The organism is Pseudomonas sp. SDO5522_S412, from assembly GCF_054071215.1.
On the sequence record NZ_JBSVWQ010000047.1, the window covers coordinates 1 to 13,102 of the forward strand.

General features: G+C 60.9%; 12 protein-coding genes. 2 read left to right on the forward strand and 10 right to left on the reverse strand.

The annotated features are described in order from the left end of the window. Positions 1 to 71: 71 nt before the first annotated feature. Genes ACW9I6_RS12970 through ACW9I6_RS12985 form a run of 4 tightly spaced genes read right to left on the reverse strand, consistent with a single transcriptional unit; the run spans position 72 to position 3,539 of the window. Positions 72 to 1,229 carry an osmoprotectant ABC transporter ATP-binding protein OsmV gene (locus tag ACW9I6_RS12970; RefSeq protein ID WP_008437274.1) on the reverse strand — a complete coding sequence of 386 codons (1,158 nt, stop codon included), beginning with the start codon at positions 1,227 to 1,229 and terminating at the stop codon, positions 72 to 74. Beyond that, positions 1,226 to 1,879, reverse strand: coding sequence for an ABC transporter permease (locus tag ACW9I6_RS12975; RefSeq protein WP_003215973.1), 654 nt, complete (start codon positions 1,877 to 1,879; stop codon positions 1,226 to 1,228). Before ACW9I6_RS12975 ends, ACW9I6_RS12970 begins: the two co-directional genes overlap by 4 nt. An 11-nt stretch (positions 1,880 to 1,890) precedes the next feature. Beyond that, entirely contained in the window at positions 1,891 to 2,784 is an 894-nt protein-coding gene (locus tag ACW9I6_RS12980; protein ID WP_003215975.1) for a glycine betaine ABC transporter substrate-binding protein, read from the reverse strand. A gap of 38 nt (positions 2,785 to 2,822) precedes the next feature. Then, a complete protein-coding gene (locus ACW9I6_RS12985) occupies positions 2,823 to 3,539 on the reverse strand; it encodes an ABC transporter permease (RefSeq protein ID WP_003215977.1) in 717 nt (238 codons plus the stop codon). Positions 3,540 to 3,870: 331 nt separating this feature from the next. On the opposite strand from ACW9I6_RS12985, the gene ACW9I6_RS12990 reads away from it, so the two are divergent. Both ACW9I6_RS12990 and ACW9I6_RS12995 read left to right on the forward strand, forming a co-directional pair. Next, positions 3,871 to 5,454 carry a peptide chain release factor 3 gene (locus tag ACW9I6_RS12990; RefSeq protein ID WP_003215978.1) on the forward strand — a complete coding sequence of 528 codons (1,584 nt, stop codon included), beginning with the start codon at positions 3,871 to 3,873 and terminating at the stop codon, positions 5,452 to 5,454. Between the two features lie 168 nt (positions 5,455 to 5,622). Further along, positions 5,623 to 5,898, forward strand: a complete 276-nt coding sequence (locus ACW9I6_RS12995) for a hypothetical protein (protein ID WP_003215984.1) — start codon at positions 5,623 to 5,625, stop codon at positions 5,896 to 5,898. Between the two features lie 113 nt (positions 5,899 to 6,011). Here ACW9I6_RS12995 and ACW9I6_RS13000 read toward each other — a convergent pair whose 3' ends face one another. From ACW9I6_RS13000 to ACW9I6_RS13025, 6 genes are all read right to left on the reverse strand, one after another. Next, positions 6,012 to 6,983 carry a peptide ABC transporter ATP-binding protein gene (locus ACW9I6_RS13000; RefSeq protein ID WP_003215987.1) on the reverse strand — a complete coding sequence of 324 codons (972 nt, stop codon included), beginning with the start codon at positions 6,981 to 6,983 and terminating at the stop codon, positions 6,012 to 6,014. Further along, a complete protein-coding gene (locus tag ACW9I6_RS13005; protein ID WP_003215989.1) occupies positions 6,983 to 7,951 on the reverse strand; it encodes an ABC transporter ATP-binding protein in 969 nt (322 codons plus the stop codon). Before ACW9I6_RS13005 ends, ACW9I6_RS13000 begins: the two co-directional genes overlap by 1 nt. A gap of 10 nt (positions 7,952 to 7,961) precedes the next feature. Beyond that, positions 7,962 to 8,873 carry an ABC transporter permease subunit gene (locus tag ACW9I6_RS13010; RefSeq protein ID WP_003215991.1) on the reverse strand — a complete coding sequence of 304 codons (912 nt, stop codon included), beginning with the start codon at positions 8,871 to 8,873 and terminating at the stop codon, positions 7,962 to 7,964. A 10-nt stretch (positions 8,874 to 8,883) separates the two neighbouring features. Next, positions 8,884 to 9,894, reverse strand: a complete 1,011-nt coding sequence (locus ACW9I6_RS13015; protein ID WP_003215992.1) for an ABC transporter permease subunit — start codon at positions 9,892 to 9,894, stop codon at positions 8,884 to 8,886. Between the two features lie 74 nt (positions 9,895 to 9,968). Next, complete coding sequence (locus ACW9I6_RS13020) at positions 9,969 to 11,567, reverse strand: ABC transporter substrate-binding protein (protein ID WP_102369916.1); 1,599 nt, start codon at positions 11,565 to 11,567, stop codon at positions 9,969 to 9,971. Positions 11,568 to 11,648: 81 nt separating this feature from the next. Then, positions 11,649 to 13,046 (reverse strand): OprD family porin, encoded by a 1,398-nt coding sequence (locus ACW9I6_RS13025; RefSeq protein ID WP_003215995.1) that lies wholly within the window; start codon positions 13,044 to 13,046, stop codon positions 11,649 to 11,651. Between the last annotated feature and the right edge of the window lie 56 nt (positions 13,047 to 13,102).

Here is a 13,102-nt window from a genome sequence, read left to right on the forward strand (position 1 = left end):
ATGCATCCGGTGACTGACACTCCGCCTTCGCGAGCAAGCCCGCTCCCACATTTTGACCGCTGTGTGTCAGGTCAGGCCAGTGCTGTCTCGGCAGGCGACACAATGCTGGTCTTGCCCCCACGGGACTTACCGGAACTCAGATACTCGGCAATCGACTCCTGGGTCACTTCCCCCAGGAACACCCGCTCCGCATCCATCACCGGCAACCACGAGCGGTTGAACTCGTACATGCGCGACAACAGGATGCGCAAATGCTCGTCGTACGCCGCCGTGGCGTTGAATTCCCGCAGGTACTGGCCGCAGGTACCGGTCTGACGATGCAGGTCGCGACGTCGCACATAACCCAGGGCCTTGTTCTCGGCATCGGTGACCACCACGTAGCGACGGTCCAGCTCATCCATCTGCTCCAGGGCATCCGCCACCGGGGTTTCCGGGCTGACCGACGGCGCGTTGTCCGCCGCATCTTCAGCCTTCACCAGCAGCAGGCGCTTGAGGGTGCTGTCCTGGCCAACGAAGTTGCTGACGAATTCGTCGGCAGGGTGGGCCAGCAGGGTGTCCGGGTGGTCGATCTGCAGCAGCTTGCCGGCGCGGAAGATCGCGATCTTGTCACCCAGCTTGATGGCTTCGTCGATGTCGTGGCTGACCATGATCACGGTCTTGTTCAGCGCGCGCTGCATCTCGAAAAACTCGTTCTGGATCATCTCGCGGTTGATCGGGTCGACCGCGCCGAACGGCTCATCCATCAGCAGCAACGGTGCATCCGCCGCCAGGGCGCGGATCACGCCGATCCGCTGTTGCTGGCCGCCGGACAGCTCACGCGGGTAGCGATGCAGGTACTGCTTGGGTTCGAGCTTGATCATGCTCATCAACTCGCGGGCGCGGTCGTGGCATTTCTGCTTGTCCCAGCCCAGCAGCTTGGGCACCACCACGATGTTCTCTTCGATGGTCATGTTCGGGAACAGACCGATCTGCTGGATCACGTAGCCGATGTTGCGACGCAGGGTCACTTCGTCGAGGTCGGTGGTGTCTTCGCCGTTGATCAGGATCTTGCCGGAGGTCGGCTTGATCAGGCGGTTGATCATCTTCAGCGTGGTGCTCTTGCCGCAGCCCGAGGGGCCGAGGAATACGCAAATTTCGCCTTCGTTGACGGTCAGGCTTACGGAATCAACGGCGGTGATGGTCTTGCCGTTGCTTTGGAAGGTCTTGGTCAGGTTTTGAAGTTCGATCATTTGAGCAGTCCTTTTGGAGTCAGCGTGCGTTGCAGCCATTGCAGAAGCAGGTCGGCGAAGATGGCCAGGAGACTGACCAGCACGGCGCCAACGATCAGCATCGACATGTCGCTGCGGCTGATGGAAGCCAGAATAAGTACACCCAGGCCACCGGCGCCGATGGTGGCGGCGATGGTCATCACACCAATGTTCATGACGACGGCGGTGCGCACACCGGCGAGGATCACCGGTACGGCAATCGGCAGCTCGACCATGCGCAAGCGCTGGCCGAAGGTCATGCCGATGCCTTTGGCGGCCTCGCGAATGCCCGGCTCAACGCCGGTGAGGGCGAGGTAGGTGTTACGCATGATGGGCAACAGGGAATAGAGGAACACGGCGGTGATCGCCGGCATCGGCCCCAGGCCCTGGCCGAACTTGGAGTAGAACGGCAGCAGCAGGCCGAACAGCGCGATCGACGGCACGGTCAGCAACACCGTGGCACTGGCTTGCAATGGGCCGGCGAGCGTCGGGAAGCGGGTCATCAGCACACCCAGGGGCACGCCTACGACGATTGCGAGGATCACTGCAATGCCGACCAGGGTGATGTGCTGCCAGGTCAGGTGCAGGACTTGGGCCCAATCAAGATGGGAAAAGGCGTTCAGGAATTCCATGTCTTCTCCTCTTAGTTGATCGGATGCTGGCGCAGGAAATCTGCGGCCACGGCGGACGGGCTTTCGTGGTCGACGTCGACCCGCGCATTCAGCTGGCGCATGGTTTCGTCGTCGAACAGCGCAGCCAGTGGCTTGAGATCAGCGGCCAGTTGCGGATGGGCATCGAGGTAAACCTGACGCACCACCGGCGCGGCGGTGTAGTCCGGGAAGTAGTGCTTGTCGTCTTCCAGCAGCTTCAATTTGAAGGCGTTCAGGCGACCGTCGGTGGTGTAGACCAAGCCGGCAAATACCTGGCCATTACGCAGCGCGGTGTACACCAGGCCGGCGTCCATCTGCCGGGTGTTCTTGCGGGTCAGGTTCATGTCGTACAGCTTGACCATGCCGGCCATGCCGTCGGAACGGTTGGCGAACTCGGTGTCCAGGGCCACCAGGCGGTTTTCCTTGGTTTTCTCGGCCAGTGCCGCGGTCAGGTCGCTGATGCTGTTGATCTGCGGGAATTCCTTGGCCACGTTCTCTGGCAGGGCCAGGGCGTAGGTGTTGCTGAATTTCGACGGGGAGAGCCAGACCAGGCCTTTTTTCGCGTCGAGTTCTTTCACTCGGGCGTAGGACTGTTCGCTGTCGAGCTTCTCGTCGACGTGGTTGTAGGCCACCAGCGACACGCCGGTGTATTCCCAGATCAGGTCCAGTTGCCCGCTTTCCTGGGCACTGCGTGCCAGGTTGCTGCCCAGGCCGCCGGTCACACGGGTGTCGTAACCCTTGGTGCGCAGGTACTGGGAGGTGATTTCGGCGAGCAGGGTCTGTTCAGTGAACACCCGGGCACCGATGCGGATGACCGGTTTTTCAGCGGCTTGCGCAAACCCTGCGAACAGCAGGACGCAGCTCAATATCAATGTCAGTTTTTTCATGTGAATTCCTGTTTCAGGCCCAAGACGGGGCCAAAGCCTTAAGACGGACGCAACCCGCGTTCCAGCCAAAGGCGGCTGGCCATGGTCACCAGACCGTCGAGCAGCAAGGCCAGCAGCGCGGTGCATGCGGCGCCGAGCAGCAGTTGCGGCTGATTGTTCAGGGCGATGCCGGGGAAGATCAGGCTGCCCAGGCTGTTGGCGCCAATCAGGAACGCCAGGGGCGCGGTACCGACGTTGATCGCCAGGGCCACGCGCACACCGCCGATGATGATCGGCACGGCGTTGGGCAATTCCACGCGAAACAGCACCTGGCGCGGCGTCATGCCGATGCCGACGGCGGCTTCTTTCAGGGAACCTTGAACGTTTTTCAGGCCTTCATAGGTGTTGCGCACGATGGGCAGCAACGAGGCGAGGAACAGCGCGAAGATCGCGGGGCCGCTGCCGATGCCAAGGACACCGAGGGCGATGGCCAGTACGGCCAGGGGAGGGACGGTATTGCCGATGTTGAAGATCTGCATGAAGCGTTCTGCGCGCCCGACCATGTTGGGTCGGCTCAGCAGGATACCGGCGGGAATCCCTACGATCAGGGCGGCCAGCATCGAAACAAGGACGAGGATCAAGTGAGCTTGCAGGTAAAACAACAAATCGTCGCGGTACAGTTCGATCGTGTTGATGCCGATCCAGTGGACCAGCAGGGCCAGGAGAGCGACGACAACCGCTCCTCCTATCAGCCCTTTGCCATAGCGAATAGCCACAGGCGGACTCCTTTTTTCTTTTGTCGGCGAACACATTTCCGAGCGGCAATGCCATTCCTGGCTGTCGGCGAATGTGGTCGCGAATAGCAGCTCGCCCATACCGTCAACGCGGTATGCGGTCGAGCCATGAGCGCAGCCTCGTCAGGCTAACTTGCTGATTTTTCAGCCCCTGTTACGAGTGCGATAGCAGGGGAGTGGACGTCTCTACCTTTTAAAAGGTTCCATACTTGGCAGCAATTAGCCACCCCCAATGGGGTGAACGGTGGTCCGTCACCCCGGGTTTGCGCTATACTCGCCGCCCTTTTTTGACTCACCTGCCAGGCGATTTCCCATGACCCACCAGGCCGCCGAAGTCGCGAAACGCCGCACTTTCGCCATTATTTCCCACCCCGATGCCGGTAAAACCACCATCACCGAAAAGCTGTTGCTGATGGGCAAGGCGATCGCGGTGGCCGGCACGGTGAAATCCCGTAAATCCGACCGCCATGCCACCTCCGACTGGATGGAAATGGAAAAGCAGCGTGGTATTTCCATTACCACGTCGGTCATGCAGTTCCCGTATCGCGACCACATGATCAACCTGCTCGACACCCCGGGCCACGAAGACTTCTCCGAAGACACCTACCGCACCCTGACGGCGGTGGACTCGGCGCTGATGGTCCTCGACGGCGGTAAAGGCGTCGAGCCCCGCACCATCGCGCTGATGGACGTGTGCCGCCTGCGGGATACGCCGATTGTCAGCTTTATCAACAAACTCGACCGTGACATCCGCGACCCGATCGAACTGCTGGACGAAATCGAAGCCGTCCTGAAGATCAAGGCCGCGCCGATCACCTGGCCGATTGGTTGCTACCGCGACTTCAAGGGCGTGTACCACCTGGCCGACGACTACATCATTGTGTACACCGCCGGCCACGGCCACGAACGTACCGATGTGAAAATCATCGAGAAGCTCGACTCCGACGAAGCCCGCGCCCACCTGGGTGACGAGTACGACCGGTTTGTCGACCAGCTGGAGCTGGTGCAGGGCGCCTGCCACGAGTTCAACCAGCAGGAGTTCCTCGACGGCCAGCTGACGCCGGTGTTCTTCGGTACCGCCCTGGGCAACTTCGGTGTCGATCACGTGCTGGATGCCGTGGTCAATTGGGCACCCAAGCCGCTGGCCCGGGTTGCCAACGAGCGTACCGTGGAGCCTGTGGAAGAGAAATTCGCCGGCTTCGTGTTCAAGATCCAGGCGAACATGGACCCCAAGCACCGCGACCGTATCGCCTTCATGCGTATCTGCTCCGGCAAATACGAAAAAGGCATGAAGATGCGCCACGTGCGTACCGGCAAGGACGTGCGCATCGGCGACGCCCTGACCTTCTTCTCCTCCGAGCGTGAGCAGCTGGAAGAAGCGTATGCCGGCGATATCATCGGCTTGCACAACCACGGCACCATCCAGATCGGTGACACCTTCACCGAAGGCGAAGTGCTGGGCTTCACCGGTATCCCGCACTTCGCCCCGGAACTGTTCCGCCGCGTACGCCTGCGTGACCCGCTGAAATCCAAGCAACTGCGCCAGGGTTTGCAGCAGTTGGCGGAAGAGGGCGCCACCCAGGTGTTCTTCCCGGAGCGCAGCAACGACATCATCCTCGGCGCCGTCGGTGTGCTGCAGTTCGATGTAGTGGCCAGTCGCCTGAAAGAGGAATACAAGGTGGAATGCTCCTATGAGCCGATCACCGTGTACTCCGCGCGCTGGATCGACTGCAGCGATAAGAAGAAGCTGGAAGAGTTCAAGATCAAGGCCGTGGAAAACCTCGCGATCGACGGCGGTGGTCACCTGACCTACCTGGCCCCGACTCGGGTCAACCTGGCGCTGATGGAAGAGCGCTGGCCGGATGTGAAATTCCGCGCGACCCGTGAGCATCATTAAGGGTTAGCGATATAAGAGAGGGCGAAGCTGTGATGGCTTCGCCTTTTTCTTTGGCTGCTATTCAGGTTGTTTCATTGGCGAAAACTTCAGTTCGGGACTAGTTTGAAGCAAGGCGACGGTGGACAGCTGTCGTACGCAGTTCAACTCCTGACTGGGCGGAATTCGACCATGAGTATCTTTCAACGTGTGGTGCTGTTGCTCAAAGTGCTGGTGATGATGTCATTGGGCATGTCTGCCGCGTGGGCCAATACGGCTGTGCAAAGCCATGGCACAGGGTTTGTGGCGGCGAAGACGGTGCAGGCGGGTGGCTTGCAGTTGGCCAAGAGTGAATCCGAGCCCGGTGACGAAAACCAGGGCGGTTCCAAGGATGATGACGACGCCGAGAACCCGGACAATGATGGCGAAGACAGCGACACTTACAACGATGGCGACAGCGATACGTAAGTAACGCAGGCAAAAGAAAGCCCCGCTTGCCGAACAGATGCGCTATCCGACAAGCAGGGCTGTAGAACACTGGAATGCTCTGGACTCACCCTCCAGAGCATTTTTTTTGCACGTCAGACCACAAATTGCTCCGCGTAGTGGCAAGCCACCTGGCGGTTGTCGAGTGGTCGCAGCACCGGTTCATCGGTACTGCACAGCTGGGTCGCGTACGGGCAGCGCTTGTGGAAGGCGCAGCCGGATGGCGGGTTCAACGGGTTGGGCAACTCCCCGACGATTTTGATCTTCGGTTTGTTCGGGTCCGGATGAATGGTCGGGGTCGCCGACAGCAACGCCTGGGTGTACGGGTGCAGCGGGCGTGCGTAGATGTCTTCCTTTGGACCGACTTCAACGGGCCGGCCGAGGTACATCACCATTACGTCGTCGGCGACGTGCTGCACCACCGCCAGGTTGTGGGAGATGAACACGTAGGCGGTGTTGAATTCCTGCTGCAGGTCCATGAACAGGTTCAATACCTGGGCCTGGATCGACACGTCGAGGGCCGAGGTCGGTTCATCCGCCACCAGCACCTTGGGTTGCAGCATCATCGCCCGCGCCAGTGCGATTCGCTGGCGCTGGCCGCCGGAGAACATGTGCGGGTAGCGCTGATAATGCTCAGGGCGCAGGCCCACTTGCTTCATCATCGCCTGGACCTTTTCCCGGCGCTCGGCGGCAGACAGGTTGGTGTTGATCAGCAGCGGCTCGCCCAGTTGGTCGCCGACCTTCTGGCGCGGGTTCAGCGAGGCGTAAGGGCTCTGGAACACCATCTGCACGTCTTTGCGCAGTTGCTTGCGCTGGGCCTTGTCGGCACCGGCGACTTCTTGCCCGGCGATTTTCAGCGAGCCGGAAGACGGCTCTTCAATCAAGGTCAGGGCGCGGGCCAGGGTGGATTTGCCGCAACCGGACTCGCCTACGACCGCGAGGGTCTTGCCGGCTTCCAGTTCGAACGACACACCGTTGAGTGCGCGCACCAGGGCATGGCCCTTGAACAGGCCACGGGACACTTCGTAGTGACGGGTCAGGTCGCGGGCGGTAAGTACGACGGCCATTACGCCACCTCCTGATTCAGCGGGTAGAAGCAGCGGGCAAGGCTGTGGCTTTTCGGGTCAAGGCCCGGGCGTTGGGCGCGGCAGGACTCCTGCACATACGGGCACCGCGGCGACAGCAGGCAACCCTGCGGGCGGTCATAACGGCCGGGAACGATACCCGGCAGCGTGGCCAGGCGCGTGGCGCCCAGGCTGTGCTCAGGAATCGCCTTGAGCAGCGCTTCGCTGTACGGGTGCGCCGGGATGTCGAACAACTGCGGCACCTGGCCGACTTCCACGGCCTGGCCGGCATACATCACGCACACGCGCTGGGCGGTTTCGGCCACTACCGCGAGGTCGTGGGTGATCAGCACCAGGCCCATGTTCTGCTCTTTCTGCAAGGCCAGCAGCAGGTCCATGATCTGGGCCTGGATGGTCACGTCGAGCGCAGTAGTCGGTTCATCGGCGATCAGCAGTTTCGGCTCGCCGGCAATCGCCATGGCGATGGCCACACGTTGGCTCATGCCACCGGACAGCTGGTGCGGGTAGGCATCCATACGGCTGGCTGCGCCCGGGATTTCCACCTTTTCGAGCAGTTCGATGGCACGCTTGCGCGCTTGCTTGCCGGACATTTTCAAATGCAGGCGCAGCACTTCTTCGATCTGGAAACCCACGGTGTAGCTGGGGTTCAGGGCGGTCATCGGGTCCTGGAACACCATCGCCAGGTCTTTGCCGACGATCTGCCGACGCTGGCGGTTGCTCAGCTTGAGCATGTCCTTGCCGTCGAAGTTCAGGGCGTCGGCAGTGACGATGCCGGGGTGCTCGATCAGGCCCATCAGCGCCATCATGGTCACGGATTTACCCGAACCCGACTCGCCAACGATCGCCAGTACTTCGCCTTTGTCGACGGAGATGTCGAGGCCATCGACCACCGGTACGGCGGTCTTGTCGCCGAAGCGGACATTGAGATTCTTGATTTCTAGCAGTGACATGGGAATCTCCTCAGGCGGCATTCTTGAGTTTCGGGTCCAGCGCATCGCGCAGGCCGTCGCCCATCAGGTTGATTGCCAGCACGCTGAGCAAAATGGTCAAGCCAGGCAGGCTCACGACCCACCAGGCGCGTTCGATGTAGTCGCGGGCCGAGGCCAGCATGGTGCCCCACTCAGGGGTTGGCGGTTGTACGCCAAGGCCCAGGAAGCCCAGGGCGGCAGCATCGAGAATCGCCGAGGAGAAACTCAGGGTGGCCTGAACGATCAGCGGCGCCATGCAGTTCGGCAGTACGGTGACGAACATCAGGCGCGGCAGGCCGGCGCCGGCGAGGCGGGCGGCAGTCACGTAGTCACGGTTCAGTTCGCCCATCACCGCAGCGCGGGTCAGACGGACATAGGACGGCAGCGACACGATCGCGATCGCAATCACGGTGTTGATCAGGCCAGGGCCGAGGATCGCGACAATCGCCACAGCCAGCAGCAGCGACGGCAGGGCCAGCATGATGTCCATCAGGCGCATGATGGTCGGGCCGAGCAGGCGCGGGAAGAAACCGGCGAACAGGCCCAGCAGGATCCCCGGGATCAGCGACATCACCACCGACGATAAGCCGATGAGCAACGACAGGCGCGAACCCTGGATCAGGCGCGACAGCAGGTCACGCCCGAGTTCATCGGTGCCCAGCAGGAACTGGATCTGCCCACCTTCCAGCCAGGCCGGAGGGGTCAGCAGGAAGTCACGGTATTGCTCGCTCGGGTTATGCGGGGCCACCCAAGGGGCGAAGAGCGCGCAAAACACCACCAGCAACATGAACAGCAGGCCGGCAACGGCGCCCTTGTTCTTGGAAAAGGCTTGCCAGAATTCTTTGTACGGGGACGGGTACAGCAGGCTTTGATCGACTGCTACCGCGGGAGTAGGTGTGGTCATGGTCATGATCTCAGCGCTGGTGACGGATGCGTGGGTTGGCGAAGCCGTAGAGGATATCCACCACGAAGTTCACCAGAATCACCAGGCAGGCGATTAACAGGATGCCGTTTTGCACCACGGGATAATCCCGTGCGCCAATGGCTTCGATCAGCCATTTGCCGATGCCGGGCCACGAGAAGATGGTTTCGGTCAGGACCGCACCCGCCAGCAATGTGCCGACTTGCAGGCCGACCACGGTGAGTACCGGGATCAAGGCGTTACGCAGGCCGTGGACGAACACCACGCGCGCCGGCGACAGGCCCTTGGCCTTGGCGGTGCGGATGTAGTCTTCGCGCAGTACTTCGAGCATCGACGAACGGGTCATCCGCGCGATAACGGCCAGCGGGATGGTGCCGAGCACGATGGCCGGCAGGATCAGGTGGTGCAACGCGTCCCAGAATGCGTCCGGCTCGTCGGCCAGCAGGGTGTCGATCAGCATGAAGCCGGTGCGCGGCTCGATGTCGTAGAGCAGGTCGATCCGTCCGGAGACTGGCGTCCAGCCCAGGCTGACGGAGAAGAACATGATCAGGATCAGGCCCCACCAGAAGATCGGCATCGAATATCCCGCCAGGGAGATGCCCATCACCCCATGGTCGAACAGGGATCCTCGCTTCAAGGCCGCGATCACCCCGGCTAACAGCCCCAGGATGCCGGCGAACAACAGGGCGGCCATGGACAGTTCCAGGGTCGCGGGGAAAAGGGCGGTGAATTCAGTCCACACGCTGGTACGGGTGCGCAGGGATTCGCCGAGGTCGCCGTGGGCGAGCTTGCCGACATAATCCAGGTATTGCGCATATAACGGTTTGTTCAGACCAAGGCGTTCCATTGCCTGAGCGTGCATCTCGGGGTCGACTCGTCGTTCGCCCATCATGACTTCGACAGGGTCGCCTGGGATCATGCGAATCAACGCGAACGTCAGCAAGGTGATGCCGAAAAACGTGGGGATCAATAACCCCAATCGGCGGGCAATAAAACTAAACATCTTGTTGTGTACCTCAATCAGCCGGTTAGGCAGGTTCGGCACCGTCAATGTCGACGGTGCCGAGCGTCTCTTATCTACTTCACCTGGGTGGTGGCGAAGTTATTTGTAGTCAGAGGGCTTTGGGTATAACCCTCGACGTTTTTACGCATGGCGGTGAACATTTTCGGGTAAGCCATGGGAATCCATGGTTGGTCCTTGTCGAAAACGTCCATTGCTTGTTCATAGAGTGCAGCGCGCTGGGTGGGTTCAGCGATGGCGCGCGCCTTGTCGATCAAGTCTTGAAACTCCTTGTTACACCAGCGGGCGTAGTTTTCGCCGTTTTTCGCTGCATCGCAACTCAAGTTCGGGGTGAGGAAGTTATCCGGGTCCCCGTTATCCCCCGCCCAGCCGGCGGAGACCATGTCATGTTCGCCATTCTTGGCGCGCTTGAGCATTTCGCCCCATTCCATGACCTTGATGTTCACTTTCAGACCGATCTGCGCCAGATCCGCCTGCATGCGCTGGGCGCCGAGCATTGGGTTGGGGTTGGTCGGGCCGCCGCCGTTGCGGGTAAACAGGGTGAACTCGGTGCCTTCCGGTACGCCGGCTTCCTTGAGCAGGGCGCGGGCCTTGTCGAGGTCGCGGGGCGGGTTTTTCAGCTTGTCGCTGAAACCCAGCAGGGTTGGCGGGTACGGGCCGGTGGCGTCGACCGCGTTGCCTTTGCCGTACAGGGATTCGTTGTAGCCCTTCTTGTCGAACGCGATGTTGATCGCGTGACGCACCCGCGCGTCGCTCATGTACTTGTGGGTGGTGTTCATGGCGGTGTAAGCGGTGGTCATCGCCGCCAGTTCCGCCACCTTCAGGTTCGGGTCGGCCTTCATGCTCGGCACGTCATCCGGTTTCGGATACAGCGCGATCTGGCATTCGTTGGCCTTGAGCTTTTGCAGGCGCACGTTGTTGTCGGTGGTGATGGCCAGGATCAGCGGGTCAGCCGGCGGCTTGCCACGGAAGTACTCCGGGTTGGCCTTGAAGCGCACTTGGGCGTCTTTGGCGTAGCGGGTGAAGATGAACGGGCCGGTGCCGATGGGCTTGGCGTTCAGGTCGTCGGTCTTGCCGGACTTGAGCAACTGGTCGGCGTATTCGGCGGAGTGAATCGAGGAAAACGCCATGGCCAGGTCGGCCAGGAACGGTGCTTCAGGGCGGGTCAGGGTGAAGACCACGGTGTGGTCATCGGTCTTCTCTACGCTCTTGAGCAGTTCCTTGAAGCCCATGCTTTCAAAGTATGGGTAGCCCACGTTGGACTTTTTGTGCCACGGGTGATTCGGGTCCAGCTGGCGCTGGAAGCTCCAAAGCACGTCGTCGGCGTTCATGTTGCGCGTGGGTTTGAAGTAGTCGGTGGTGTGGAACTTGATGTCGTCACGCAGGTGAAAGGTGTAGGTCAGGCCATCGGCGCTGATCTCGGGCAGGTCTTTGGCCAGTGCCGGGATCACTTCGGTGGTGCCGGGCTTGAAGTCCACCAGGCGGTTGAAGATGGTTTCGGCCGCGGCGTCGGCGGTGACAGCCGTGGTGTACAGGACCGGATCGAAGCCTTCCGGGCTGGCTTCGGTGCAGACGACCAACGGTTTGGCCGAGATGCCGACAGCAACGCTCAACAGCGCAGCGGCAATGGCGGCTTGTAACGGGAGCATTTTCATCTAAGAGCCCTCTGCAATCGATTGGACCAGACAAGCGTAGGCGGCGGGCTCGTCCTGAGCCCGCCGCCGACCTGGCGCTGATTAAAGAATGTTGAACGGGATGGTGGTCACCAGGCGGAACTCACGCAGGTTGCCGTCAGCCTGGTTGGCGCTGGCACGGTGAGTCACGTAGGTACCACGAATGGTGGTGGCCTTGAGTGCGCCGCTCTGGATCGCGTAAGCCGCGCCTACACCGTATTCCTGGTGCTTCTCGCCGTCCTGGGCCTGAATGCCGTTGTAGGCAAAGCCAGCGCGGCCGCCGTCGCCGGTGTAGTGAGTACCGTCGATACCCCAGCCACGTGCCGAGTAGACGTTGAACTTCAGGCCCGGCACGCCGTATTCGGCCATGTTGATGCCGTAGGCGATCTGGAAGGACTTCTCGTTCGGACCGTTGAAGTCGGACGTCAGGGAGTTGGCCAGGTAGATGCCGTTGGTTTCGTGCAGGTAGTCGAAGTACTCGTCGCCGTTCACGGCCTGGTAGGAGAAGGTCAGGCTGTGAGCCTGGTGGGTCAGGCCGAACGACAGCGAGTAGGTGTCGTTGTCGATCTTGCCCATCAACTTTTTGCCTTCGTCGACGGTCTTGTAGTAGTTCAGGCCCGTGGTCAGGGACAGGGTCTGGCTGTCACCCAGCTCGTGGGTAGCACCGAAGTAGTACTGGTTCCAGAAGTCTTCCACGTTAGCGGCGAACAGGCTGGTCTTCAGGCTCTTGAACGGCTGGTAGTTGACGCCCAGGGTGTTGACCTTGTCGGTTTCCTGGCGACCATTGCCGTATTCAGTACGGAATTTCGACAGGCTCTGCTCGGTCCGTGGCGAAACGCGGTCGAACACGCCGCCCTGGAAGGACAGGTTGCTGAACTCTTCGCTGTTGAAGCTCACACCTTCGAAGCTCGAAGGCAGCGCACGGTTACCGATGGTGTCGATGATGCCGCTGCTGAAGTTCTGGCGACCGGCGGTCAAGGTGGTGTTCGAGACACGGAACTTGACGTTGGCCAGGCCCAGTTTGCTCCACTGGTCTACAGCGTCGCCGTCGGAGTCGGCCAGGGTACGGTTGGAGCCGCCCTTGATGTCGCGCTTGCTGCGGTCCAGGACCAGAGCGTTGTAGACCGCCACTTCAGTGCTCACGCCAACGGTGCCTTGGGTGAAACCCGAGGTAGCGTTGAGGATGGTGCCTTGCACCCAGTTGGTACGGTAGTTGTCAGTACGGGCTTCGCCGTGCTTCTGGTAAGTGAACTTGCTGCCACGGAAGCGTTGTTCGTTGGAGAACCAGTTACGGGTTGTACCGCCCAGGCTTGCGCCATCGATAAAGCCTTTGGCCTCGCTTTGGGCGCTGGTGCCGGCCAGTGTGGTTGGAACGAAGTCCTGGCTTGCAGGATCAGCGTAGGCGTTAGCCGTGATGCTGCTGATGGCCAGGGCCAGTAGCGCGGTGCTGCTCAGTTTCATGGGTGAAGCTCCTTTGGTTCTCTTTTTAATGCCGGTCTTTTTAGGTGAACCGGCTA